This is a genomic window from Enterobacter cloacae complex sp. ECC445, from assembly GCF_021892025.1.
Lineage (GTDB): Bacteria > Pseudomonadota > Gammaproteobacteria > Enterobacterales > Enterobacteriaceae > Enterobacter > Enterobacter chengduensis.
The window spans coordinates 116,355-141,540 of the sequence record NZ_JAKLRZ010000010.1 but is presented as its reverse complement, the minus strand read 5'-3'; the positions used below and the strand labels follow the sequence as shown (position 1 = coordinate 141,540).

Annotated in this window: 21 protein-coding genes; 10 read left to right on the top strand and 11 right to left on the bottom strand. The window is 47.1% G+C overall.

Annotated features, from left to right (window positions below; translation table 11 throughout):
* Positions 1 to 89: 89 nt before the first annotated feature.
* Genes L6R44_RS11430 through mobI form a run of 8 tightly spaced genes read right to left on the bottom strand, consistent with a single transcriptional unit; the run spans position 90 to position 10,052 of the window.
* Positions 90 to 827 carry a nuclease-related domain-containing protein gene (locus L6R44_RS11430; RefSeq protein WP_237424285.1) on the bottom strand — a complete coding sequence of 246 codons (738 nt, stop codon included), beginning with the start codon at positions 825 to 827 and terminating at the stop codon, positions 90 to 92.
* 5 nt (positions 828 to 832) lie between these two features.
* Positions 833 to 2,032 (bottom strand): S49 family peptidase, encoded by a 1,200-nt coding sequence (locus tag L6R44_RS11425; protein WP_237424284.1) that lies wholly within the window; start codon positions 2,030 to 2,032, stop codon positions 833 to 835.
* A gap of 8 nt (positions 2,033 to 2,040) precedes the next feature.
* On the bottom strand, positions 2,041 to 2,703 hold the full coding sequence (locus L6R44_RS11420) for a DUF4400 domain-containing protein (RefSeq protein ID WP_237424283.1): 663 nt from the start codon (positions 2,701 to 2,703) through the stop codon (positions 2,041 to 2,043).
* Positions 2,696 to 3,799, bottom strand: a complete 1,104-nt coding sequence (locus L6R44_RS11415; protein ID WP_237424282.1) for a hypothetical protein — start codon at positions 3,797 to 3,799, stop codon at positions 2,696 to 2,698. Before L6R44_RS11415 ends, L6R44_RS11420 begins: the two co-directional genes overlap by 8 nt.
* Entirely contained in the window at positions 3,799 to 5,883 is a 2,085-nt protein-coding gene (gene traD / locus L6R44_RS11410; protein ID WP_237424281.1) for a conjugative transfer system coupling protein TraD, read from the bottom strand. Before traD ends, L6R44_RS11415 begins: the two co-directional genes overlap by 1 nt.
* Positions 5,883 to 8,858 carry a MobH family relaxase gene (mobH, locus tag L6R44_RS11405; RefSeq protein WP_237424280.1) on the bottom strand — a complete coding sequence of 992 codons (2,976 nt, stop codon included), beginning with the start codon at positions 8,856 to 8,858 and terminating at the stop codon, positions 5,883 to 5,885. The genes traD and mobH overlap by 1 nt, the downstream gene beginning before the upstream one ends.
* A gap of 3 nt (positions 8,859 to 8,861) precedes the next feature.
* On the bottom strand, positions 8,862 to 9,572 hold the full coding sequence (locus L6R44_RS11400; RefSeq protein WP_237424279.1) for a hypothetical protein: 711 nt from the start codon (positions 9,570 to 9,572) through the stop codon (positions 8,862 to 8,864).
* Between the two features lie 9 nt (positions 9,573 to 9,581).
* Positions 9,582 to 10,052, bottom strand: a complete 471-nt coding sequence (mobI, locus tag L6R44_RS11395) for a conjugative transfer protein MobI(A/C) (RefSeq protein WP_237424278.1) — start codon at positions 10,050 to 10,052, stop codon at positions 9,582 to 9,584.
* A 770-nt stretch (positions 10,053 to 10,822) separates the two neighbouring features.
* Here mobI and L6R44_RS11390 point away from each other — a divergent pair.
* The 5 genes from L6R44_RS11390 (at position 10,823) to L6R44_RS11370 (ending at position 19,011) form a co-directional block, all read left to right on the top strand.
* Entirely contained in the window at positions 10,823 to 11,614 is a 792-nt protein-coding gene (locus L6R44_RS11390) for a trhR (protein ID WP_237424277.1), read from the top strand.
* Positions 11,615 to 11,628: 14 nt separating this feature from the next.
* Positions 11,629 to 12,147 (top strand): hypothetical protein, encoded by a 519-nt coding sequence (locus tag L6R44_RS11385; RefSeq protein WP_237424276.1) that lies wholly within the window; start codon positions 11,629 to 11,631, stop codon positions 12,145 to 12,147.
* Positions 12,148 to 12,582: 435 nt separating this feature from the next.
* A complete protein-coding gene (gene traF / locus L6R44_RS11380) occupies positions 12,583 to 13,632 on the top strand; it encodes a conjugal transfer protein TraF (protein ID WP_237424275.1) in 1,050 nt (349 codons plus the stop codon).
* Positions 13,622 to 15,037, top strand: a complete 1,416-nt coding sequence (locus L6R44_RS11375) for a conjugal transfer protein TraH (protein WP_237424274.1) — start codon at positions 13,622 to 13,624, stop codon at positions 15,035 to 15,037. The genes traF and L6R44_RS11375 overlap by 11 nt, the downstream gene beginning before the upstream one ends.
* A gap of 8 nt (positions 15,038 to 15,045) precedes the next feature.
* A complete protein-coding gene (locus L6R44_RS11370; RefSeq protein WP_237424273.1) occupies positions 15,046 to 19,011 on the top strand; it encodes a conjugal transfer protein TraG N-terminal domain-containing protein in 3,966 nt (1,321 codons plus the stop codon).
* A 223-nt stretch (positions 19,012 to 19,234) separates the two neighbouring features.
* On the opposite strand, the gene L6R44_RS11365 is transcribed toward L6R44_RS11370, so the two are convergent.
* The gene (locus L6R44_RS11365) at positions 19,235 to 19,765 is read right to left on the bottom strand and encodes a lytic transglycosylase domain-containing protein (RefSeq protein WP_237424272.1); all 531 of its coding nucleotides are present in this window, start codon (positions 19,763 to 19,765) and stop codon (positions 19,235 to 19,237) included.
* A gap of 145 nt (positions 19,766 to 19,910) precedes the next feature.
* On the opposite strand from L6R44_RS11365, the gene L6R44_RS11360 reads away from it, so the two are divergent.
* From L6R44_RS11360 to L6R44_RS11350, 3 genes are read left to right on the top strand one after another with little or no spacing between them, the layout of a single operon-like run.
* On the top strand, positions 19,911 to 20,660 hold the full coding sequence (locus L6R44_RS11360; protein ID WP_237424271.1) for a thioredoxin fold domain-containing protein: 750 nt from the start codon (positions 19,911 to 19,913) through the stop codon (positions 20,658 to 20,660).
* A gap of 24 nt (positions 20,661 to 20,684) precedes the next feature.
* Positions 20,685 to 21,065 (top strand): hypothetical protein, encoded by a 381-nt coding sequence (locus L6R44_RS11355; protein ID WP_237424270.1) that lies wholly within the window; start codon positions 20,685 to 20,687, stop codon positions 21,063 to 21,065.
* A gap of 16 nt (positions 21,066 to 21,081) precedes the next feature.
* The gene (locus tag L6R44_RS11350; protein ID WP_237424269.1) at positions 21,082 to 21,525 is read left to right on the top strand and encodes a hypothetical protein; all 444 of its coding nucleotides are present in this window, start codon (positions 21,082 to 21,084) and stop codon (positions 21,523 to 21,525) included.
* Here L6R44_RS11350 and L6R44_RS11345 read toward each other — a convergent pair whose 3' ends face one another.
* A complete protein-coding gene (locus L6R44_RS11345) occupies positions 21,526 to 22,131 on the bottom strand; it encodes a hypothetical protein (RefSeq protein WP_237424268.1) in 606 nt (201 codons plus the stop codon).
* 111 nt (positions 22,132 to 22,242) lie between these two features.
* Between L6R44_RS11345 and L6R44_RS11340 the strand changes: the two genes are divergently transcribed.
* Together L6R44_RS11340 and L6R44_RS11335 are read left to right on the top strand one after the other, a co-directional pair.
* Positions 22,243 to 23,133 carry a DsbA family protein gene (locus L6R44_RS11340; RefSeq protein ID WP_237424267.1) on the top strand — a complete coding sequence of 297 codons (891 nt, stop codon included), beginning with the start codon at positions 22,243 to 22,245 and terminating at the stop codon, positions 23,131 to 23,133.
* A gap of 190 nt (positions 23,134 to 23,323) precedes the next feature.
* Positions 23,324 to 23,809 carry a hypothetical protein gene (locus tag L6R44_RS11335; RefSeq protein ID WP_237424266.1) on the top strand — a complete coding sequence of 162 codons (486 nt, stop codon included), beginning with the start codon at positions 23,324 to 23,326 and terminating at the stop codon, positions 23,807 to 23,809.
* Positions 23,810 to 23,930: 121 nt separating this feature from the next.
* Here L6R44_RS11335 and umuC read toward each other — a convergent pair whose 3' ends face one another.
* Positions 23,931 to 25,184, bottom strand: a complete 1,254-nt coding sequence (gene umuC, locus L6R44_RS11330) for a translesion error-prone DNA polymerase V subunit UmuC (RefSeq protein WP_237424265.1) — start codon at positions 25,182 to 25,184, stop codon at positions 23,931 to 23,933.
* Positions 25,185 to 25,186: the final 2 nt, after the last annotated feature.

The window sequence follows — 25,186 nt, the reverse complement described above, 5'->3', positions numbered from 1 at the left end:
CCATAAAGTAACCTGCTTTTGATGTTGGATTGAACATATCAAAATCAGGCAATTACACAATCTTATGTACAGGCTCATAGCATGGCCTCTTACGATTTCACAATTTTCCTGAGTCGATTTAAAACGGATACCGCTGATTCTATTATCAGCAGGGTTATGCGCTGATCTAATTTCATACGTGTCCGAAACTTATTGTTCAGAAAACGAATGTGTTTTAAGTCGGTATATAACCCTGGCGGATGGCGTATGACATTCAGCTGGTTTTTAATGTTGCTCAGTGCCTCTGGCCGGAACATCTCGACATGCTTTCGCGCCTCTACTTTACGGGCAAACTCCTCGATCCCCATGCACAGCCAGTCAGGTTTTACGGTACCCCCAAACTTACACTTGCCGTTGATAATAACGACGTTAATGCATTCGAGGTCAGCAAAGTTAAGGGTATGCTGTATTGCCTTTATGTGGCTGTAATTTTGACGGAACGGGTTTTGCAATTTCATGACTTTTGAAGAACCGCCAAATTTTGTCCAGCTTCGGTCAGCCATATTCCCCAACAGGCGCCCACTGTAGTTTTTTTGCTCGATGACATAGAGCCCGTGAGGAGCAAGAAGCACGTGATCAACCTGAGTGGTTCCCACAGGCTCTATACGCAGTGTCACATCACTCATCAGTCCGTCAGCGCATTCAGGCAGCTTACTGGCTATTTGCCTTGCCGTTCTGCGTTCAACGATATCCGTGATGATAAAACCTTTCAGACAGTATAAGACTATCAGGAGCAAGCCAATGAGGACGAGCCCTGCCAGCTGCCATACCTGCATCAGCGAGTCCATCACGCTTACCTCAGCTTAGGGTGGCTGGTGGAATCAACCGACTCAGCGAGTTTGCTGGTGGTCTGGGAAAGGCTTTCTACCGACGTTGTCAGTGAAGCCAGCATCCCCAGCGCAGAACGTAAATTTCTCTGGGGTTCGTTGTAGTTCTTAAACCGCTTAATGCCATACATGGCTGACATGCGAGAACGCACCTCAACCGGTGTTACATCAGCATCAATCAACCCGTACTGGATGGCCGTGGATGTTGGCCAGACCCGGCCACTATAGAGCTCCACCGATTCGGCTTCCGATGGACTGAGGATTTTTTTACCCCGAGCCAGCTCTACGTCGGCGATGAACTGCTTATGCATATTATCCAGGATCTGCGTTTGCATAAATTCACGGGTTTTTTCACTCAGAGGATGATATGGATCGAGTGAGTCTTTATTTCCACCGGCAGTCAGTGGTTCGTTTTTCAGCCCAATGGTTTTCATGACCTGGGACACATCCCAGTGATCCATGCGTACTCCGATAGAGCCTATCAGAGCATTGCTGTCGGCATAGATGGCATCGGCCGGAGATACTGCGTAATAGCAGGCTGATGCACAGATTGATTTCACGCTCACGATGATTGGTTTGTAAGGATAACGCTCGTTGCTGATAAAGGTTCCCTGCCCAGTGGACAGCACAGATAAAGTATTGGCTTTGATCTTTTCCAGTTCCTGCTTCGCAGTTTTTATTGCTTCAGCTTGAAACTCTGGATTAAGAGGGACGGGAATCTCATTCGACGGTAGACGTTTTCCGTCGACAATTTTGTCTACTCTGATTTTTGGCTGGTGGTTTCTCAGTTCATTAATCTGACGGTAGATGGTAATAGCATCAGAAGGGCTCCCGCCGCCAGACTCCGCCTCGATGATGATGGCTTTGGCGTGAGGATTACGGTATGCCTTTCCCAGGGCCGTGGCGATGACAGTACCGTCACCCGTGTCCGAGCCCGACGCCATTTCACCGGTCAGACGGATAACCGCAATATGGTCACGCAGACCTTCACTTTCCTGATACTGGTCGTAGAGATTATAAAATGAGTAACCCACGGCAATGATGGCCAGTCCTGACATGACGATTTTCGCCGACGTACTGATGCGAAACATGCCATAGAAGCGATTGGCCTGATGGTTGAACGCTTGCTTAAAGTTGGCAGATTCTTCATTTTTTTGCTTTGACATTTTCAACCTTACATGAGTTTCTGATAATTAGCCCAGAGGCGATTTAAGGCAACGCCCAATATAAAGAGCGCTGCTGGTGGGAAAAGCTGTGCCACGTTGTTAAACAGGGACATATTTGGGGTGACCAGATAAATAGTCGTGAGGATGCCTATCAGCCAGAACGCCCTGAACCAGACGCGATAAAACTGGACCGTGACTTTCCCGAACACATACCGTTTCAGCTTCCACTGATACATGCCGTCGGCCAGAAGAGCGATTAAAAACGGGGCAAAGACGAATGACCAACCCACGAGTAAATTCCATCGATACAGCGTCTGAAATATCATAAGCGGAATATTTTGCACCGCTGTATAGAGGAATGAGGACATCTTTTCAGCTGGAATACTCAAACCCCGGACTTTGCTATCTGGGTCGGGAATGAGGGTATTATTGAGATTCTCAATCAGTTTGTATTTTGTTACCAGTGTATTAAAGGTAGCTTCGGTTTTTCGGACAACATTGTTCCAGGTAGCCGTGGGAATAATGTTCTGGCTGGCGTTGATTTCATCACTGATTTGCTTATTGAGCTCCGCCGTGTCCTGAATAGTGACGTTGTAGATCAGATAAGCAAAGAGTGTGACGCTGGCCAGCAGTCGTATGACTGCCCCACGTGATGCTGTTGAGTTAGCCATGGCTGACGCTCCAGTCTCGCATGAAGGCCAGGCGCTTTTCGTGGTCGGGGTAATCGTGGCGCCACATCGTCGGAACACCTAAATGCCAGTGAAACTCCGAAGGGATGATTTGGCGAATTAATGTATGTTCCGCGAACTGCCTCAGGGCCTCGCTTTTCCAGCTGATTTGTCCGCTGACAGGCAAATAGACCGAGCTTTCACTTTTTGTCGCCAGGCGCAAAAACTCGCCAAAATTAAACTCCCATGGCGTCCAGCTGCGGTAACGGACACTATCGCCGGTATGAAACACAGGCAACGCCAGCAACGTGTTAGTGTATTTAGAAACGACAGCACGGCAGACGCCCGGGCTATTGAATGGCTCCTGGCTCAGATCCAGTTGAGCAATGATGATTTTGTCGATGATGTAATTGAAGGTGCTGGAATATTGGCATTCCTGATCCGGTAATTTATCAATAGCGTCGACAAGTTTGTATTTCAGTCGCGACAAAAAGGGCGAGTCTTCAATTGCTACGATATGATCGAAGGTCGTGGCGGGATACACCGGGGATTTTAAACGCAGATTCCGGGCAAACGTCAGCTCTGGGGGGCCACTGATAAAGGCCGATGCCGCTTTAGAGAAATCAATAAAGTAAGGCAGCAGATAGCCTCCGAGTTTAAGTTGATTGTTATAAACAAGGGAGGATCGGGCTGGTGGCTCATCAAAATAAATCCGGAAGGCAACAAACAGGTGATCAGACTGCTCGCGATTGAGATATGAATGCAACCACGCAGACACGTCACCATTGGAGACAGACCAGTAATGCGTGGATCTATCCCCGTACCGATCACTGGTCGTCAGTTCGCCCTTCAGCAGGAAAAGCTCGGACAACACTACTGCCGCCTGCTGAAGCGAGTCTGCATTATTGGAATAACAAAATGTGGTTACATGCTTGGCAACATTTTTTTCTATTTTATTGAGCCGTTGCCGCGTTTGTTCATCGGCTACATAATTCAATCCAAGAGACTGGAACCGTCGCTTGATGATTGATTTGCTCTTGCTGACCTTCATCGGACTATTAAAACAATGTTGCCAACTGAGAGTAATGAAATCATCCATCAATGCGTTTTCCTTAGGTATTTGCTAATTTCGGCAATATTCAGATTCTTGCGTAAAGTAACTTTTCTTGGGCTTTTTATGATCATCTCGACCAGTCGAGTTGAGGGTTTCATCGCCGACTCCGATACTGCAATCGGTATTTGTCCGACTATTTTTCGTCCATCCTGAAGCCTTGCAACAATATGCAGGTTTGGCACTTGCCCCATAAGCTCTTTCGGTATGCTCTCTTCAAGCGTTGTTTGTTTTCGTTCCGAGATAGAACCACTGAAGTCATTATGCGATAAAGTTGTCCCTGTTCCGGTCGAGTAAGAGACCATATTTGTGCTTATAGGGCTTTTCCCGAAGTTCTCCACAACTAAAGTCTGGGTTGGGTTGTCGTTTATACGAAGGCTGATGTAGTTGTTGCATAGACCCGTAATACGATTCGCTGTTTCGGCATTGGCTGAAGCAATAAAATCGGAGATGGTCTGGGTGCAAATAAAGAGCGCGATTTTGGCGGCTCGACCCTGTGCCAGCAGGTTGATCATGGAGTTGTTGATGGCTGAGTGTGCCTCATCCACAAAAATGCTGATCCGGGAATGCCCTGAGAGGTCACCATCGCCGGAGTTGTAGCGACTGCCAGCACAGGCGGTGAGGTCTGACATGATTAACTGTGAAATGTCTCGGGCGGTTTCAGGGTTGGACAGGCCATCCAGCGCGATGTAAAGAACACCTCCTGAATTGAAAATCCCATCGCTGGTTACTACTTCACGGCCGTGATTCGTGCTGTCAGTTGGTGACAACAGTTCATCCAGCGGGCTTTCTGTCAGGCGGCTGAACAGCGGCATAATACCGGCCGTCATTTTCCCCATATGCTCTGCGCTTGAAGTCGAGTAGTCAATGAGCTTGGCAACAGTGTCCAGCCACTCAAGTTTTTCAACGCCTTCATAGTTCATGAAGTGTGCGACATACCATTCAAATAAACGCTTTGCACGTTGCGAGAGAGGTTCATTCGGCGTGTATTTCACCTTCTCTATCCACTGATCGTGGCCATAAAACTTCGCGTAGGCGCTTTCCAGTGCTTTTACTGTGAGATTGATGATGGCCTGCTGGTTCATCATATTTCGATAAATAAGTTTGATCGACGGCTTGGTATCAATCAGGCGGAGGCCCGAGATGATTGTCGATATCAGCGATTCAGCATACTGCACAAACGGGTCTACCTTACCCGGCTCACTGACCAGGCTGAGTATTCGTGAAGTGAGGTCACTGACATTCACAAAGGAATTACAGACATCGATGCAGACTGAAGAAGAAGGTCTGCCAGGATGGAACTGATAGAAGGGCAGACCTAAATGTTCAGCCTCCTTTTTAAGGCCTTCCCGGCAGTCTGTATCGTTTTTGGGGTCAAGGAAAACGACGACGTGGCCCATATGCAGCATGCTGGCACTGAGGAGACGTAGCAGCACCGTTTTGCCAGTACCTACGTTTCCTGTAATCAACGTATGACCAAACCAGTTGCTCTCGGTGACAAAGGTCGGTTCCCTTTCGTCAACGGCAAACAGCGCATTGCTCCCCCCCATGTTACGGGCCAGCGAAGCAAAGTGCCGGGTGATCGGCTTCAGGACAAAGGGTAAAGCAATCTCCCGTAAATCGCTGGAGAGGTTGTTGATTTGATAGGCCCGATCAGCATGTTCTGGGCCCCACGGGTAACCGTCACACAGATAGGTTTTTCTCTCCGGCATTGCCTTATTGGCTTTAGCATATTCTTCGGTCAGCATTCGAAATTTTCGCTCGTTGGCGAAAAAGTCACTTTTGTTGATCATCCTGAGCTGATCAAGGCTTATGAACAGAAATTGCCTTTTGAAAATTCGCCAGTGGGCCTTAAAAAAAGGCGTAGCCGCATAGCAGCGCCATACGCATAACAGAAAGAGGCTGGTGGCCATAATCAGCACAATTGGAGCCGGTGTCGAGCCGTCTGACTGATATCCCTGTATAAGTGTCACCAATGCGCAAACAAGCAGGATTGTTGCGCTTCTGTACTCAAGCACCGGTCGGTAGAGATTTTCCTGGGCATGCAGGTTTGTTCGTTTTGTCTTTGCCATCATTGCTCCAGCAATTCATTAAGAAGTGTAGAAAGATCGATATTTATACGGTCGGAGGCAGTCAACAGTTGGTTCATATCGAACTGGAAGCACTTCGTGTTTTTGATAACACCGCAGTTGACGCGGTAAATGGGCAGTTTAATAAAAACGCTTTCCTCACCTTCAGCCCTGTCTGGTTCAAACCGCTTGATTCCTGACTGTGTGATGTAAAGGAAGTTGCCCACCAGTAGAGTGAAACGATTCTTTCGAGCACTATTAAAAAATTCCTTCATTTTGATGACGATGACGGCGAGATCCCGCGCTATCAATTCGTACTCGGCATGGTTCGGGGCACCCTCAGTCATTAGGGTAAAGATACCGTCCGACTCCCGGTCTGCCGCAGGTACATTCTCAGGTGAATTCCCGGCATCATTAGCAGATTCATTCTGGTCATGTGGCTTAACGTCGGATTCCAGCGTTGATTTAGATTGCGGTTCTCCAGAGTATGCCGTTGGAACGGCAAACAAGCGGGCCAGCGCAGGACTCAGATGGGGCTTTGCAATGACAGGTTTTTCCGTCGAAGCTGAATGTTGGATGGGAGATGCATCCTTTTCCGGTTTTGCTGGCGTGGATTGAACCTGTTCAGGTTCATGGGATCCCAAAGGCACCATGGGGGTTTTCTTGGCGCCCGACGGCTCATTAACGGCCAGGAAGGTATCCTCTGTTCCATGGCGATCCTCGGCATCCTGTGCCTCACTGTCAGGCGTAATTTCCGCAAGCCCCATCAGATAAAGTTCCTGGATAGAATCCATTTCCACGTCAGCCTGGTCATCTTCAGCATTGTGGGTGTTCAGGCGTTCCGGCGGGAGCGGTAACGGAGTATCGCGTGAATAGTCATCCTCATCGTCGTCGGGGCTCTGTTCAAACGTAGCAATGTTCAGTGTCTGATACATGGATGTGTCGAGGAGGGACTTTAGTTCGGTTACATTCTCGTTGGAATGGGCGCTCATATGAATACCGGAACAACAGTCACCCAGTTGCACCAGACGCAGATCATTAACATCCCTGACAATCCAATGCCCGGATAATGCACCATCCCGGTGTGTTTTCTGGAACATGGGTTCGCGGCAAAATGAAGTGTCATCCAATGCAGGTATGAGCTGTTTCACCGCATCCACTACGAGAAACGGTACGGAGTCTACGAACTTGAGGATGTCATGGGGTACCGGTGTAGTCTTAAGCATGCTCTGCAAGGTGAGTTCTGCTTCCAACTGCTCAGTTAACTCTTCAGTGTCAGGCACCAGTGCAGCTGCCTCATCATCGATGACTATGGACCGATTTTCATCATCGGCACTGTAAGATTCGGGCAAACTATTAGTGAATTCACTGTCTGCTTCCGTGAGGGCGGCAACCCAGATGTCGTTTTCGGCTGTACTGACCGAAGAGTCATTTTCCGGTTGCCCCGTATCCTGGATGATTTCACCATCAGTGTTTGGGCTGGGGGGATTGACTGTGCGCATACCGACAACCAGTGATTCCACAGTGTCGGTAATTTTTGTCACATCCTCTCTGCCAGGCACCGGCCTTCTGAATTCGGTCAGTGAGCGCTGTTCATTGATGTACAGGAAGTCTTTGTTGGCATTGATGCTGAATAAACCTGGCACTGAGTCAGGTATTTTGTAGGAGTCAAAAACTAGCCCGACCCACTTCAGCTTAAGCAGATTGTAAAACTCAAGATTCGCGATCCCTTTTATAAAAATCCGGGCTATATCATCTTCGCTAAACACACCAGGAATAAAATAGTGTACGACCCGTTCATTGCTATAAGGTTCGACATACCCACGTTGAACAAGGGCTTCCGCCAGCACATTTTTTCCGGCTTCGCCCTGGGGGAAATTGAATTGCATTTTTTCGAAATCTGCAAGAACAAAATCCAGAAACGCATTCTCATTCAGATACACTTCACCGTTGATGATGATTAAGTGCATCGGTTTGGATTTAAAGTCATTAATATTGAGGTGCTGGAAGTTATGCTTCAGTGAGCCTAGAGCACGAGCAGCTGCGTCATTAGATCGTAACCCCATAACCGGATCACGCATGACGTTTAAGTCCGTTCCCGTGGAATAGTAATCAGCTTTTCGTACGCAGCGAGAAAGGTAGTCGTTTCCGTCGTTGTAGAAATTCAGGGCCGTGAGCATTTTGGAATAGACCCTTTCTTTAGTCACAATATCAAGATATGCCATGCACACTGGATTTAAAATGCGCTCAAGAAAAATGCCTGACCAGATGTTATGTTGATTATGTACGCGTGATCGCCAGACAATTTCATATTCGAAGATATTGTTTTCTCTCGCCCAGTCGAGAAGACTATGTTTGCTTGGTGTCCAGGTAATTGAAGGTTCAATATTCACACTTAAAATATCGACATCGTATATTTTTCCTGCATCGTGGACGAGGCCACTAATAAAGGCCGCATAAAGATAAACCTTCCGACGTTGTACCTCCTCATCCTGATATCCGATAGGCCGCAATTCTGAATGGTAGGCATTTTTTAAGGAAAGTATCGCAACGTCAAGACTATGCGAAAAAAGACCACCGATACCGTTATGATGATGATTCTCAGAGGCCGGGAGGAGATGCACCCAACGAATATATTCAATGAGCGGCTTTAGAATCAGGTTTGTAAAAGAAAAAGCATCCTCTCTGATATCACTATCACCAATTGCGAGGAGCATTTTAGCCGTCTGGAGCTTATCCCGATACAAGGAGAGAATGGATTGCTCATTAAAACTTTGTATCCCGGTTGGACGGGATGGATATTCGATTAGCTTCAGGACCTCCTGATTTGGATGAGCAGGGACTGCGTATTTTGCTTCGCCATTTATTTGAGCAAATGGCGAGTCAGGATCAACGTAAAACGTTGTGAGCTCATCGCCTGGCGAAACAGGAACCAGATACCTACTCAAGATTTTATTCAGAAAGGCCCTGAAGTTCATTACTTAATCCTCAACAGTCTTGGAAGGTAGTTCGGCATCAATATATGCCTGAACACTTTTATATTGCTTTATCTTTTCAATAAACTGCTCCGGGTTGTAAGCCCCTTTGTTTCGACGAGATACATTGAGGGTCCGCTTGACACGTTCAATATAGATATCGATGCTTTTAATTATGTTGTGAGCCATGACGTTGTAATCGCTAATTGCCAACAAACCGAGCGAGTTGTACTTAGACATGGTTGTTAAATGCGTATTCATAGCATGAATATACTTATAAAAACGCATTGTGTTCGCATGGTTAAAGTTAAGCTGGATAGGGTCATAAGTATATGGCGTAAACTGAATCGAAGAAAGGAAGGGGTCATTCTCATCGATAGGAATCGATTTCAGGAAATTATCCAGATTGGTACGTAATGTATCATTTTCGGCGTGAAGCGTATCAAACCAGTCCTGAACGGCCGCTATCAGATCTGGATGTTTAATCGGATCAATAGTTTTAAACAGAGATGAAATAGCGATACTGACATCATTAAATCCGCGAACTGCTGCCCCTGCTTTGGAAATCAGATAGCGGTTAAACTCAGGAGTGCCTGGAATAATTTGAACCGACGCCATGCCTGGAATTGAAAAACTGTTTAAACGATATTGTCCCCGAGCTGGTTTCGCTGTGTCTTTATCGACGGATTGAACTTCATTCATCGTTACGTCTGTCATAGGTTCACCTCAGTTTGTGTTTAAGTGTCGGAGTTTTCGGCCTAACTCTATATATTGCACATGGTAGTATTCCATGAGGTCCCGGTAAGGTTTGAGTTTGTTCTCTGTACTTTCAATCATCTCCCATTCCCATGTTGCATGGTTTAGAAAACAACTTTTCGTATACCCGCCGGACTTCGAATCCACTTTTTGAGACATATGGTTAGGCGGTCTATTTTTGAAAGGTTTGAATTTATACCAGTGGACCGTTTTTTTCTTACCGTGTCCGATTACCACCATACGTGGTGCATACGAACCCAGATAAGTACGTTTAAGCTCACTGCTTGGGTGAGGTGTATTAATTTCAATTTTGTTGCGTTCTTTCCATTCACTCCAATACTCGTTTACCAATTTCTCTGCCTCGCTGTGCAAGGCATTGATATTATCCCGTAACGTTTTCCGTGTTAGTTCGATTGTTTCAATCAGATTTGCACTAACCATATCACCTCCGTTTTATAACTACTCTACAGAATTCTTTTTGTCAGATTTCTCGATATCGGGGCATTTTTTCATTGTTTTTTTTACTCGTTCTGGGGCGTATAGGACGAGCACGTGAGGGCGACATTCGAGGCTGTGGTCAAGATGACCACTTGTCAACTCAGCACCAGCTGGATTGACGTACAGGAGGGGTATAACAAAAGTAACTTTTGTTGAATCACGGCTCAGGCAAGATCCGTGATTTTCAAAGGCGTTTTCTTCTATTAATTACATATATATCTAGTAGGTTTTTTTGTCGGAAAGTGACACTATGCAATTCGGTACATAGTGTCACTTTTTTAAAAAGTAACACTATGCGCTATGACACATAGTGTTACTTTTTCCAGAAAAATGACACTATGCGTGCACGACATAGTGTTACTAATGTCAATAAAATCACTCTATGTTATTAAAAATTCAAGAAGTAGAAATTGTGTTTAATCAGCAGATTGAAATGTGGTGAATTGTGCTTAAGCTAAATTGCAGTAAGGCCGGGGAGTGACGGGTGGTTTTAGCTACTTCACACTTTGCATGATTATTGAGATTATTCTCAAAATTCAGTTTCGTTTTTGGTAAATAAGTGCTACAAGTAATGTCAATGAGCCTTTCGTATGATATACGAAGCTTTAAGCGCTCGAACAAATACAAAAGTTACTTTTACGAAAATTATCAAACCTGGAAAAATTCAAAACCGGTTCGGATGCTGGTTGATATTGCTGGAAGGGGTTAATCGCATGTCTAACGCAGATAACTTAATGCAGAGTTTACTCAGTCGTCTTTTCCGGACAGAGGTTTCTGTACTTCGTAGCTATCGAGCTTTCATGATGCAATTACCAGTGCATGGTTCTGCATGTTATCAAACTGGAACACCTGTATTGCAAAAGCGCTTATTCGGGAAGAATTTTGGTATTGCAAGTGATTCAGCATTTGATCTCATCAGTCGACCTGGAAGTATCCTTACTCCTCGTTCATCCGGGAGAGAAATCAGGTGGGATACTTTTTTCAATGCAATTATAAATGATGACGGTAATGTCATTTCTACTATTGACGCAGATGAAATTAATTCAAGCATCTACAGCGCTGGTGAAATAGTGGCCCATTTAAATGGTAGCAAAGTCGAGTATAACCCGATACGCCTACAGTCTCTTCGGGAAAAATGTGTCGATGTTCAAAATGATTATTTAATGCAAATTGTTTTTTGCTCAATGCTTGCCCCTGAACTCGTGAGTATTCTCTTTGGCTTAAAACCAGATACCTGTACCGCTCTTAAAGATGTCGGTATTTCATCATTGAAAAATATCAATGATCTTTATCTTTTTCCTCGCGTTATCACTTTAGGGCAGGGACCAAGAGAAGACGGTGTGGTAATAAATACCAAGATTTTTGCCTGGGCTTACGAAATTGCTGCCGATGTAAAACTCGGTATAGTCAGTGAAGACTTAATTGAACTGCTACGTTATGACACGCTTTTCACCAGTCGTCGTCATGATGTTTTTGATACCTTATCCAATAAAACGAATGTATAGGAATATCTCAAAAAATGGCAAAGGTTGATCAGCTCAGAGCATCATCATTGTTTAAAGCAACCAAAACTATGGAAATGGGGGCTAACAAAAGCACGATCAGAATTTTGTATGGCAGTAATGTGGCTGAGGGCATTGAGTTTAAAAACGAAAACAGAGTTGTCGTAAAGAAAGGTGTTCGGACGTGGTGCAAAAGTTATTACAATCGCAGAGTCTTTTCAGCGGTAATTGATATATCCGTCAATTATTTCGGGTTTGACCCTTTACATCCTCAAGTGAGCTTCAGAAACATTGATTTCAATCGCATAATGGGTGTCATAGAGGCGTTGGGTTACTCTACTCGGATGCCTGAACTTAATAAGTTAGTTGAAGCGTTATGTTCACTGAGTGACATAGAAGGCTTAGGGCAATGTGAACAATGCGAACGCCCGTATATTGTTTCCTCTACTAATGATTCACATTGTTCGCGTTGCCGACTAACTACGGTTGCATCCGCATTGTCCCGTTACAGTACTGACGAACTGGAATATGACTGACGGCGAGTTTACCTCCAGTTATTGTTTTTGCTTGGTTTCAGAATATTTTTGGTATTTGATTTGTATCTGACATGTGTTCCTGCTTCTGCCATCTTTATCGTTATTCCCTTTATGCCATTCTGAGTTCTGATGTCGGTCAGTTCTGTTGAAAAGGTAAATCTTGTCTGTCCTGAAAATATCTGATGCATTTACACGAACGGAATGCTGCCCTGTCTTCCTATTGAGGATTAAGTAGGCCGAGGGCTTGATATAGATGGCCTTACATACATCTGCCTCCTCGATCTTTTCCCATGTACACGCGATTAAACGCGTAGATTGTATTTTTTTGTTAACAGAAAAATCCATTCCTTTAGGCAATAAATCCCAGTGCCTTAGCTGAAAATCCGAAATTTTTTGTATGTCACAATAAGGCATCTTGAAATGAGGAGTGTGGTTATGATTTCGCTCAAGGCTTTGCCCTCTAAGTTACTGCTGGCGCTTTCGCTTGTTATTACTGGCGTTCAGGCCGCACCGGAACAGCCCCTGATAAATGGCACCCCATTTATTTCCGGGCAGGCATTCAAAAAAGGGTTTTTCTGGTATGACGATCCAGCGCCTAAAGAAATCCCCGAAGAGGAAAAGCAATTTGCAATTCCACCGTCAGCATCGGCAAGTCAAACCAAAGATGAAAAAATTGACTTGAACTCGAAATGGCTAAAGGAAAATATGCCACATCTGCTAACTCAGGCGATGGATAATCCCACACCTGAAAACTTGTCTCGCTACTATACCGCACAGCGGTTAATGCTTGATATCAGTACCCGGTTCTCGGATAAGTCAAAAGATTACTTTTTAAAGAACCCGATGATGTCGGAGAAAAGAAGGCAACCTGTTGAAAAAGTCGCTCTTGATGCTCATCGTGAAATAGTCGAAAAAAACCAGCAGTCGGTAATGAAAGATATTTTCACTAAGTCTGGGTTGTTCTTCTTTTTCCAGAGCACTTGTCAGTTTTGCCATGAAGAAAGCAATATCCTTTCCTTCATGCAAAATTACTACTCAGTCGATATTATGCCGATCAGTATGGATGGACTGGCGTTGCATAATGGCCTTTTTCCTGATTTTTCCGTGCCCAATTCACAGATTATTGAGCAGTTTAAAATTCGCGAAGTCCCCACAATTTTTCTTGTCTCAAAAGACGGCACAAGTGCGCAGCGCATTAGTGAAGGGATGATTTCGGCAGACGAATTGAAAAGCACTATTATCCTGGCCGCAAAGGGAATGAAGCTGATTGATGACGTCGCCTTCCAGTCGACGCTCGATGTGAAACGCCAGTACACCATTGGCGATGACGGTGTCATTTCTGTAGAGAAGAAAGAAATGGAAACCGATCCGTTTCTGCTGCAAAGAATTATGGACCAGAAGCTGGAAGGCTATGACATGCCAACGGCTGATCCGGTGCATTACATGAACGCTACGGGTTCATTCGGAGGCGCTTATGGGCAGTAAAATTCGCCGCACGGCACAAAAGTTACTTTTGCCGATGCTTATTTTTGCTGCGTGTAGCGGACAGACCGCGTATGCCGATAACGCAATGCGTAATATCTTCAATGGCATGATGACATCGACTTCCCCCGCGACGTTTGAAACGGCTACGCGGACCGGGATTGTGGGCGGGTCGTTCTCCTACCGCCAAACCAATGTGAATACCAACCTCATTTCGATGTCATTCCCGAAAGCCTCCGTCGGTTGTAACGGTATCGACGTGTTTCTTGGTTCTTTCAGCATGATCAACGGTGACCAGCTTGTTCAGGTTGCGCGTGGCATTGCCCAGGGGGCCGCTATTTACGCATTTAACGTTGCGGTTTCCGCTATTTGTGCGGATTGTGCCGCCACAATCAACGATATTCAGAACAAGCTTCAGGCGTTAAATAAATTTGCAAAGGACAGCTGCAACGCAACTTATTCATTTCTCGCCGAAACTGCTGGTCCTCCATCTGATTATGCGAACAAAGTTAGTTCTGGACCCGCCTCAATTTTGAACTCCGTTAATGGTCTTATTCCAGATTTCGGGTCATCCATGACAAAAGCCCCGGAAGAGATTACCCGACAAGCCAAAGCAAAAGATCCTGATGATTTCAACGAGAAGTTCTCGGGTAACCTTTTCTATATGGCATTTATGGAAATCGATAAGGGCTCCTTGAATATCGGTGGTGTGACTGAACTCTCAGGATACCGTCTGGCAGAACAACTGATGTCATTGGCGGGGACGGCCATTATCAACTGGGATGATAAGGGTGAAAGGGCAGGATTTGAGATCCGTCCGTCCACAATGACGGTGAGTGACTTCATCCTTGGGCCACCAAAGGGAGGAAGTGTGAAAATGCTGAAATGCGCACCCGCCCCGGACACAACCAAGGATAGAAAGGCTCAGTGTCTGGTTATGAAGGAAGTTCAGGATGCCAACTTTAAGGGGCTGAAAGATACGATTGCTGAATTACTGACCAATGTGCAAACCAAAGTCATTAATAACCAGCAAGTTTCTGATGAGGAACTACGTATCATTAACTTCATCGGTATCCCGACCATTCTGGAGTCCCTGTATACGTTTGAAACCCCGGAAGGGTATTCCTATATCCAGGATATGAGTTCCGTAGCGGCGACCAGTCTGGTCATCAACATGCTTCGTCAGGTTGAAGCTAAAGTGACCACGATGAGCATACCAGTTGAAGCGCTTGCCAGCCGAAAAGATGACCTCAACCGTATGGTCGACAACCTGCATAAGCAGATCGAAGCGGCCAATAAATTAAGCAGGGATACGGTGGGAAGTGACTCCGAGGTTATCTCTACATGGGATGATCGGCGTATTAAGCGTCAGGCATATGCGGAAAGCAAACGCTCACAACGAAACTGAGGCCTGCTATGGATTACAATATTTATACGTTGGGCGATATAGATTTTGTCTGGTCGGCTTTCAACGGTATCGCGCTGATATTTTCCAAATATACCGGCGTCAAAGAGTTCATGACTACCGCCGCAGTTCTTGCCGGAGTAAATCTGTTTTACAAGACCTGGCTGTGGGTACTTAATCCGACCAAAACGGAGCTGCCGGTATTTTCGTGGTTCCTTGGCCTTATCCTGTTCATGATGGCAACTGTTCGCGTCGATGTGACGATTGAGTCGGTAAAATCAGGAGAGGTCAGGAATGTCGATGACATCCCTATCTTTATTGCTGCTACGGCTACAGTTACGACTAACCTGAGCCAGGGGCTGCTGAAGGACTATAAAAGCGCCTTCGACCCCCTTTCACCCGTTAACCTGTCAGCGACTACCTTGGACGATGATCTGACACTGGGCCCAATGATTAAGTTCATGAAGTTCATGCAGTGGGGAGGCGACTCCCAGGGCTTCTGTTCGTTATTTCCGGAGCCTGAGTCGGGCATCGGTCCGATGAATCTGTGTGCAACAATTCAGTCAGTGGCCTATAACTGCCTCAATGCATCACAGAACTCCAGCGCCAAAATTGCCGGTAAAGAAACTATCTTCAATACGATATTTTCCTCTGAAATTGAAAACAGCCTTTCACAGATAACCATGGCGGTGAATTCAGGGCTAAAAAATGCCAGTGCCAATGTGGTGGGGGCAAATGGCAGTGTTTCTAAACCCTGCAAAGACACATGGGCGACAGTGCTTCGAATCACCGGAACGCCAGAAGCCAAAAACACAATGAGCAAAATCGCGCAGATCAACGGCATCGTCAGTCCGGACGAAGCAAGCGGTGACGGGAGTGCCACAAGCTTTACTGATGTTATGGCTTCAGCAAACGGGGGGCATTCCACTGCAATGGCCGCGCATGATGCTGTCACTGCGCTTTTCGTTATGAATGAACTCAAAAGCGGGGCAAGCAAATACAGGACGCCGCTGGGTATTTCCTCTGATATGCAGCTATTTGAAGCATCATTGAAACGTACTAATACCATGGCCTCCCAGGGCCAGCTCTGGATGCAACTGTCCGGGGCTGCTATCGCTTTCTTAGAGATGTTCAGTTATATGGTTGCTCCATTTGCCCTCCTGATGCTACTGGCGCTGGGCGGCAACGGGGTCGCAGCAGCCGCAAAGTACCTTCAGCTTATTGTCTTCGTGAATATCTGGCCACTGACGGCAGTAATGGTGAACGCCTATGTCAAAAAAGTGGTGACTGCCGATCTGGACACCTGGAGTACGATGAATGCAGATAATAATGCGGTGACCTGGATGGGTATACCCGGTCTCGCGGAAACCTACAGCTCTTATCTCTCAGTGGCTTCTGCACTGTATGCTCTGATCCCCGTTCTTACGCTATTCCTTATGACGCAATCTATTCATCCGATGATGAATGCTACCAAAGGCGTTACACCGGACGCACCGATTAATAATGGTCATCTGACACCTCAGGTTTGGGATGCACCTAACAGCGGGAAATCGGCGTTCGGCGACGTCAGTCGCACTAGCCTGATGAGCACCGGTCAGGGTTCCCTGGAAGGCGGCTCGATCAAATCTAACCTTGAGCGACTGGGCTCCTGGAACGTGGGGAGCGGGCTCAGTGCCGCACAGGGGCAGTCAGGAAGCCAAACATCAGCAATCATGAGCTCCGCACAAAACTCCTATCAATCGGCATACAGCCGCATGAATGAGTTAGGAAAGTCGAGCAGTGCCAACAGCCAGTTCTCCACAAGCCTGCAAAGCGGGAAAGCTTATGCCGATGAAGTTGGCTCCAGCGTGGCTAAGGATTTTTCTGCAAAATATGGCATTGATGCAAAAACATTGGCTTCCACGGTTAGTGCTGCGGTGCTGAGTGGTGGACTATCCGGCAACTTAGGTGGAGGTATTGATTTTGCAAAATTAGGCGCAAGTCTCGGAGCCTCGGGTAGTGTTACTAGCCAGGATGCCAAGGGTCTTCAAATGAACACTGCGCTTAATAACGCTATTAGCACAAAATTGGCTGAAAACGCCAAGGCGACGGAGCAATTCTCCCAGAATATGGCCAATGTGCGCTCCGATTCATTTGCACAGACCAGTGCCTTTAAAGAAGGCTTCTCTCAGATGAACCAGGCCTCACAAACTATGGGGCAGAATCTGTCAACGTCGGTCTCGACAAACGCCAATGCAAACAGCCAGACGGGCATCGACAGCAAGCAGTCTGTGAATCTGGATATGTTGTCAGATTCTCTGCGTAATAAGAACTTCTCTGATGATGATGTTCGCGCCTTTGCACAGAAAAACGGCTTGAACGAAAATGCGTTTATGGACAAATTCCAAAGCTATAACGACACCTTTAAAGCAAGCAATCAACTGGGATCAACGCTTCAGCGTAGTGATGCCTTGGTCGCAACCGTTCGTGATTTCAGCGATAGCAAGATTGCCATCGATACGGCGCATGGCGAGACTGCGGCCAGCAATGTCAAAGATCTCAAAGAGACATCTGGTTTGTTGAAGAACTTTATTGCAGACTTTGGCGGCAATGCGCAACAGCTCAACCCGGTTATTAATCAGCTGGATAAGCTAAGTGGGGGCAGCACCGGCACAGATACCCTTGCAGGGATGGAGAATAAAGTCCCTCAACATATTGATACCGGCAATGTTATGGGGGCTAATGCAGTTGAGGGATTAGGTGCCAGCGTGAAAAGTGAATCCACTGGCAGACTGGATGCGGGACAGCAGGCCGCAAACCAGCAACCTACGAGCCGCAGCAAAAATGGCGTCACTGCTCAGAACGTGGGAGAGGAAGGAGGAAACGCCGTTCGTCAGAATTACGAGAATTACAATAAGGATAACTTCTCGGACAATGACCGTTCAATCGTGGAAAAACTGCCCTCAGTCGCACCTGACGTATCGGACCGGGATATCAGTAAACTCGGGGCGAAAGGAGAAGCACTGGTGCGTCATGAGAAAACCTTTGATGACAGTGCTGAAGCAACGGTTGGACGAACGACTAACTCTGGCGGGAATGCGATTCGTAATGCATTGAGTAATCGTTATGGAAATGATGAACAGCGGTATCTCAGTAACAATATCCCAGCCTATACGGATAAAATACTAAACAAAACCGATATGTCTGACCGGGATAAAAATAGTGAGATATTGCAACAAGCCATCTATACCCAGGGGGCTGCTAACCGGGCAACCGGTGACGAGAAGCGTCAGTACGAACAGGATGCACAGAAACTGCTGGATACGCTGGATAGCCGGGGCGTACATCTGGAGCGCGGGGATCTGAAATCTCTCGACAAAGGCTTTGATACCTACAACCGTAACGGCAGTACCCTGAAAACCGTGGCAGACTCGGTTGTCGGTAAAACCAGTGACTCACGTATATCCGGCTCCGGCAGGGGCACCAACCCTCTTGACCATGCCGTGGGAGAGCTAATTCAGAAGAATGCGTCGGACGGCTCTTTCACTAATGGCGCAGCGAATGCTTGGCGAAATAGCAACCAGAAACTTTCGGATGGGATGACCTCAATAGGGGCACAAGGCGTAAGTGAATGGTTTGAGCGTGGGGGCCTTATACGCAACCCAACTGGGCTGGCGACGGGTGCCAATAACGTGGAGATTATGCCAAAAGGCATTGATGAAAAAGCAGTGAAATTCATGCAAAACTCAGATGGGGCTAGCTTGATTTCGGAACGCTGGACGGGGCTGAATGCTCAGCAGGCTACAGGAAACTACCAAGAGGGTAAGGATGTGACTATGCTGGCCATTAAGCAGCAGTTGTCGGATTCCCCTGAGTATGGCCCTGCCGTGGCCGGGAAGTTTGAAGATTTCGCTAAGTCTAATCTATCAGACCGAAACGAAAACTATGAAAGTCGTCTGGGTAAACTGAACGACTGGCTCAATGAAAACAAACGGTAGATGTCTTAACCTGATAGGAAAAACCGCGCTCGTGCGCGGTTTTTTTTGAGGATAGCATCTGAGGTTGCCGGAGAATATAAAAGCTACTTTTGATGCTGGGTACGGATTGCTGATTATGCCTGCATACCCGTGCCGACTGGCGAACGGGAAGGGCGCGGACTCTGAATGAAAGCTGATTGCTGGGTTGGGTCAGCAGGGCGGCGGGTTTACCCGCCTGTCTTTGTTATTGCGGCTGGCGGGTGGGTAAAGGCTCATTATTAGCAACATGGCCCTGATAGGTGGTGGCCGGTTGCGTCCAGCGATAGAGTTCATCCATGCCGTTCCGGCGCTGTATGCGGTGGTTGTACCGGACCATAAAGTTAAAAATATACTTTGCCCGCACTTTGGGTGTTTTGCTGTTGTAGTCCCCGATCCCTTCAAAGACGTTGCCGTTGCGATCGACAATTTTACGATACAACCACCAGGTCCCCACCCAAAAGCTGGCACAGGCATCATACGCAAGGACCTTCCAGGTAACGGTCGGAAAGTGCTGGGCTATCTCTGGAAGATTAGAGGAATTAATTTGCATCGGCCCAATATCATAACTGCCGTTAGTGTTGCGGCTGAACGAGCCGACTTTCCCTCCTTCATTGTCGAAGAGGGTATACACCAGCTCTGAGTCGATACCGAAGTAGTGTGCGGCATCGCGTATGCATTGTGTCCGTATTTCAACCGGGACGGGAATAGGTTTCACATCATCAGGGGGAATAAACACGGGCATCTCCAGAGGCTAGCGAATAGGTATATTCTCCCACAGGTCAATTGCCATACCCGACAGAATAACCCCCGAATTTGTCCCCCAAGCAGAAAGGCAAGAAAGTATCGCATGTTACTATCTTCATCACATTTATGGAGGTGGTATGAAGCATATTTTTAAAACGGCAACCCTCACATTAGCGTTATCAGTTTCGTTATTTAGTGGAATGGCAGGCGCCTCTTCTTCCACTCTCTCTGAAACGGCCCTCAGTAAGCTGAAAAATGTCGGGCTGTCGATTGAACATATAGAACCATCTCCAGTGAGTGACATTTTTACCGTGGTTTCACGTGAAGGCATCAGCTATGTCACCAGTGATGGTAATTATATTTTCACGGGGAGTTTATTCCACGTGAAGGGGAAGGACGTGGAAAACACAACGGAACGGGCGGTATTAATGGCCGTTCGTTCTTTTGCCGCTAAAACCAAATCCATTGAATATAAGTCGCCAAACGAAAAATATAAGCTGGCCGTATTTACCGATATCACGTGTGGATTCTGTCAGAAGTTACACCATGATATTAAATCCTACCTTGATGCGGGGATCACCATTCAGTATCTGGCCTATCCCCGGGCGGGACTGAATTCTGTCGTCGCGGATAACATGGCTAAGGTCTGGTGTTCGGCCACGCCAAATAAAGCACTGGATGAGGCGATGAGCGTACCCTCAACCGTCCCGGCGGGCAGGGCTACGGAGGCATGCCTGGATAACATCAAGTCGCAGTTCCAGATAGCCTCCACGATTCCGCTCAGGGGGACGCCAACCATGGTCTCACTGACCGGGGAGCCATTGGTGTTCAATGGCTGGGTGAGTGCCGATAATCTGGTGAATCAGATGAGCTCGGTTAAAAAGTAACTTTATGAACGATGTCATGAGGTGATGATGAAACTGAAATTGATGAATGTGCTTTTGCTGGTAGCCGTGAGCTCCCAACCGGTGATGGCTTCGGTATGTGCCAACGGTGCATGCCAGCTCTCAGAGCGTGTTCAGGCCCGGGCAATGTCCGCTACCATTGCTGATTCCGGGCATCTGGCCGCATCCCCGAAAACCAGCGATGAGCTGGCCCGGAAGCTCGAAGGGTACCTGAAGAACGAAAAGCTCAAGGTAAATAATGACAGCACCCATAAAGGTCCCGGCACCAGCCAGACTCAGCAGCCGGATGAGCTGGCACCAATTCGCCAGTTAAAGGTCATCCGGCCGGAGCTGGTACAAATGCCGATTTTCCAATTCATGCCGACAGGAATCGTCAGGTTTGCCTGACGGGAAGGGGTCTGAAATGAATGCAGTGCGGGTACTGGATAATCTGGTTTTAAAAGCGACAGGCCTGCCAGACCGGGTGTATCTCAACGATCCGGTAGTGGCGCAGCAATTTCTTATGGCTCAAAAAAAAGTACCTTTGCTGCTGGCCGGGTGGTTTGTCTGCATGTCTCTCACAGGCGTAGTGAGCTTTGTCCTGCCGATCTCTGTTGAATATCAGGCGGTCAGCTTAGTATTGCTTGTGATTGCGATGGCGTTCCTGCTGAGCCAGCTGCACTGCCTGCACCCGGAAAAGGCACTGGATGAGGTCACCCTGCGTGAGCTTCTTGAAGGGCCTCTCACCTCTCTTGGGGTAAAAAAACAGCTGCATTATGTCTATGTAAATAAGCTCACACCGGTTTCCTGGGGTGATGTTTATCGGCTTTACGACATCAACCATCAGACACGATGGGCGAGCGCATAGTCAGTTCCAGGGGACAACGGTGCTGTAGAATCCGGAGCGAAGTGGCGCATCCATTTTCTCTGTAAATGACGCAATCATCGCGGAGTAAGCGGCATTATCAGACGGGACGGGTGCGTTGCTTTTCATGCTGACGGATAACACTTCTTTTCCCGCAGGCGAACCCGGGCGCATGCTCACTCTGAATTCACGTGCATAGTGAAGGCGTGAATAGGTTTCTGTACCCACCACACCTTCGACGGGTTCATACTCATATTCTGTCTTAGACGATCCCTTTTTTCCCGGATGCTGCTTTTTTTCGGTCATTACATACCCGATTACACCCGTGACTTCCTGAGTGCTGTATTGCTTATTTTCTAATGGCCTGGCGTAGGAAAATGTCATCACGTAATCGGGCTGGCGATCAGAAATAACAAAACCATTTTTTGTTAACCCGCTTGCCAGCTCCGATGCAAATACCCGGGACTGAATGGAATCATCAGGTGCGACAATTTCGACCTTTTTATTCAATACTGGACGAGGGATCAGGTCATAGGCTTCCATCTCCGTCTGGAAATGATAACCGCAGCCGCTTAAAAGCAGTGCTGCAAAAGGTAATACCCATTTCATCCGCATCCCACAACCCCTTAAATACGCTTTATAGCGAATAATTTCACCTTGCCGCTTCAGTATAATCTTTTCACATTGTTCTCTAATACACAGAATGACATATAGGTGCATATGAAAGAGTCTCAACCGGTGAGTCCATTAAAAATAGCGGCGGCGATTTTAATCACTGTTGGCATCACTGCTACGGCAACGTTTTTTTTGCAGCAAAAGATAATGGAACGCATGAGCAATAACCAGACCGAGTCGGTTCTGAATGCAAGAGCACACGATTTAGCGGCGACATCCCCGGCTGGGGCTCGGATGTTTACCCCGCAAGAGGTAGGGGAGATTGCTGCTGATTACCTGATAAAGCATCCGCAGAAACTGGTAGAAGCGGGCAATGCGCTGGAAAACTCGAAAGCAACGGCGTCTGTTGAGCGACTGATCCCGTATGCACCGGCACTGTTTGATACCACCGAAACGCCAAATATTGGACCGGACAACGCGGACGTGGCCGTCATTGAGTTTTTCGATTACCAGTGCATCTTCTGTATGCGGGTGACGCCGGTTGTTGAGACCGCCATGGGTCAGAACAAGGACGTGAAATTCTTCTTCAAAGAATTCCCAATCTTTGCCGGTACCAAACCAGTCTCTGCGATGGGAGCCGCAACCGGTCTCTACGTATTCCATAAGTACGGCGCCGAAGGTTATCGCAAATACCACAACAACATCATGACCAGTGCTCACACATTTGCCACCACGCAGCGGACGTTCCAGCTGGCAGATTTTGACGCCGTCGTGAAAAAATCAGGCTTTGATGTGGCCTTTACTGGCAAAGATAAAACCCGGTTTGAAAACGTCATTTCTGCAAACATGCAGCTTGGTGAGCAACTGGGCGTGTCCGGGACCCCGGGATTCATTATCATCAACATGAAGAATCCAACGGCAGACACAACATCCTTTATTCCTGGCGCGTTAGATATCAGCACATTGCAGGCGGCAATTGAAAAGGCCCGGGGGTAATTTAAGGTAAGAATATACGATTACTTCCAAGTCGGGTTCCAGTTAACCTCGCTTTCTAAAAGCACTCCGTATTGTTTTCTGGCGCCCTTTATCAATACAGTTATGTTAGATGCTCGAAAGCGACAGCCTTTGAGGTGCATTGTTGGTATGCCGAGTTCGTTCAACTGCTTCAGTTGGTGGGGAGTCTAAAATGATGATAGTAATTGTCTTGTTGGTGCTGGCAGTGTTGACTCTGGCGTATGGCCGGTTTCAGGACCGGAAATTATTAAGCGAACTGGTTCGTAACCAAGAGACAAACTTAGCTCTCTCAATTACTCAGCTCGATTCACAGCCAAAATTTGTCAGCCGGGAAACAGCCTGGGAGTTGAATAGTTTTGCCAGTATTGATCTATATCTTCACTTGCTCATTGCTCTGGAAAACGCCTTAAAAATTGAAGGTTTTAAACCTACGCGCTCAGGTTGTAATGCGGAGAAACTAGACTCAGATGCAAGCAAGCGAGTCGCAAGATATATAGCAACAGAACATTACTTGTATTTGTCCCCAATGGAACCAACTGAAATGAGAGAGTATAAAGTGAGCGTTGGTGAAAAGGACGGAAGTAACATTGATAGGCTGTCGCTACTGAGCAAGGCTTGTCGTAAGCAGGGATGGTTCATTGAAAGATCCCAGGAATGAAGAGTTTTGACTGATTAAAAGCTGGTGGTTCATGGCTGAACACCACTTTAAGGAGTTCGCGTTATCTGTGCCGCTTTTATCCAATTCTCTCTACTGATTCTGATGAATTTAAGGGTACGTTTTAAGCTCGTGCAATTGGAAGTTCATCCCAGCGAGTGGTGTAGCGGGGCGATAACAGAGCCTGTTTCATCCTGAAGGGCTGTTCAATGCCTTCAGCCAGCATGAATACAGTTCCCCTGTGCTGCCGGTTAAGACGATCCATTACTTTCATCAATGCCTCACTCCCTGGCCTCACTGGCCTTTCATCAAACAGACTCAGCTGCTCAGTACCGTCGGTCATCGATGACAGCACCACTCCTGCTTTTGCGTAGGCGATCCCAGGCCGGTAGATCCGGTTAAGAATAGCGATGGCCGCACTGTTCAGGTCTCGCGTATCCTGCGTGGATGTTAGAAATTCTATTCCGCTGGTGCTGAAGCGATCCGGACCCTTGGCAAAATGACTGCTCTGGATGAATACCATTACCTGTCGCGCCCACGAACCGTCGAGCCGCAGCTGCTCAGCTGCTCTTGCTGTGAAGAAGGATACTGCCTCATGCAGATCGTGCCGATCGGTAAGACGTTGTCCAAAACTGCGGGAAACGATTATTTGCTGTCGGGCCGGAGGGGAGTCATCCAGGGCAAAACAAGGTTCACCATTAAGTTCTCGCCAGGTCCTTTCCATCTGTACGCCAAAGGTTTTTCTGATAAAACGCACATCGGTATTGGCGAACTGAGCACCGGTTTTGATCCCCAGCTCACAGAGGTGTTCGCTTATCCTTTTGCCGATCCCCCATATTTCCCGGGTTTCAACCAGTGACAATAATTTTTGAATGCGGATAGGGTCAGTCAAAACGACGACTCCCCCCGTAGCTTTCCACCTCTTGCTAGCGTAGGTGGCTAATTTTGCTAAAGTTTTTGAAATTCCTACTCCCACGCCACAGGTGAGTGAGAGGTTGTGCTGAAGGGTGGCCCGAATTTCACGGCCATAGCGTTCCGGATCGATAAGATGCGTCATCCCAGCAAGTGACATAAAACATTCGTCCACAGAATACCGATTGGTGGAAGCGGCGTACTCTTCAAGGGTCTCATGGAACCGGTTCGAGTAGTCCTCATAGAGGGTAAAATTAGAGCTTCTGATGGCAATACGGTGCTTTTTGATCAGCTCCTGGCATTTGAAAAGAGGGGCCCCGCGTTTAATTCCAATATTTTTTGCCTTTTGATTCATAGCGATAACCATAGAATCGTTGTTGCTCAAGATCAACAACGGATGATCGGCAAGCTTTGGCTCCATGGCAGTTTCAAAGGCGGCATAGGCCCCGTTGATATCGACATGCATAT

What these genes read in the sequence shown, in the direction of transcription:
- L6R44_RS11420 (WP_237424283.1), bottom strand. Translation starts at nt 2,703, where the DNA reads ATGGCTAACTCAACAGCATCACGTGGGGCAGTCATACGACTGCTGGCC.
- L6R44_RS11370 (WP_237424273.1), top strand. Translation starts at nt 15,046, where the DNA reads ATGGATTACAATATTTATACGTTGGGCGATATAGATTTTGTCTGGTCG.
- L6R44_RS11360 (WP_237424271.1), top strand. Translation starts at nt 19,911, where the DNA reads ATGAAGCATATTTTTAAAACGGCAACCCTCACATTAGCGTTATCAGTT.
- mobI (WP_237424278.1), bottom strand. Translation starts at nt 10,052, where the DNA reads ATGGTTAGTGCAAATCTGATTGAAACAATCGAACTAACACGGAAAACG.
- L6R44_RS11415 (WP_237424282.1), bottom strand. Translation starts at nt 3,799, where the DNA reads ATGGATGATTTCATTACTCTCAGTTGGCAACATTGTTTTAATAGTCCG.
- traF (WP_237424275.1), top strand. Translation starts at nt 12,583, where the DNA reads ATGATTTCGCTCAAGGCTTTGCCCTCTAAGTTACTGCTGGCGCTTTCG.
- L6R44_RS11340 (WP_237424267.1), top strand. Translation starts at nt 22,243, where the DNA reads ATGAAAGAGTCTCAACCGGTGAGTCCATTAAAAATAGCGGCGGCGATT.
- L6R44_RS11375 (WP_237424274.1), top strand. Translation starts at nt 13,622, where the DNA reads ATGGGCAGTAAAATTCGCCGCACGGCACAAAAGTTACTTTTGCCGATG.
- mobH (WP_237424280.1), bottom strand. Translation starts at nt 8,858, where the DNA reads ATGAACTTCAGGGCCTTTCTGAATAAAATCTTGAGTAGGTATCTGGTT.
- L6R44_RS11335 (WP_237424266.1), top strand. Translation starts at nt 23,324, where the DNA reads ATGATGATAGTAATTGTCTTGTTGGTGCTGGCAGTGTTGACTCTGGCG.
- L6R44_RS11425 (WP_237424284.1), bottom strand. Translation starts at nt 2,032, where the DNA reads ATGTCAAAGCAAAAAAATGAAGAATCTGCCAACTTTAAGCAAGCGTTC.
- L6R44_RS11430 (WP_237424285.1), bottom strand. Translation starts at nt 827, where the DNA reads ATGGACTCGCTGATGCAGGTATGGCAGCTGGCAGGGCTCGTCCTCATT.
- L6R44_RS11350 (WP_237424269.1), top strand. Translation starts at nt 21,082, where the DNA reads ATGAATGCAGTGCGGGTACTGGATAATCTGGTTTTAAAAGCGACAGGC.
- L6R44_RS11355 (WP_237424270.1), top strand. Translation starts at nt 20,685, where the DNA reads ATGATGAAACTGAAATTGATGAATGTGCTTTTGCTGGTAGCCGTGAGC.
- L6R44_RS11400 (WP_237424279.1), bottom strand. Translation starts at nt 9,572, where the DNA reads ATGACAGACGTAACGATGAATGAAGTTCAATCCGTCGATAAAGACACA.
- umuC (WP_237424265.1), bottom strand. Translation starts at nt 25,184, where the DNA reads ATGCATGTCGATATCAACGGGGCCTATGCCGCCTTTGAAACTGCCATG.
- traD (WP_237424281.1), bottom strand. Translation starts at nt 5,883, where the DNA reads ATGGCAAAGACAAAACGAACAAACCTGCATGCCCAGGAAAATCTCTAC.
- L6R44_RS11385 (WP_237424276.1), top strand. Translation starts at nt 11,629, where the DNA reads ATGGCAAAGGTTGATCAGCTCAGAGCATCATCATTGTTTAAAGCAACC.
- L6R44_RS11345 (WP_237424268.1), bottom strand. Translation starts at nt 22,131, where the DNA reads ATGAAATGGGTATTACCTTTTGCAGCACTGCTTTTAAGCGGCTGCGGT.
- L6R44_RS11390 (WP_237424277.1), top strand. Translation starts at nt 10,823, where the DNA reads ATGTCTAACGCAGATAACTTAATGCAGAGTTTACTCAGTCGTCTTTTC.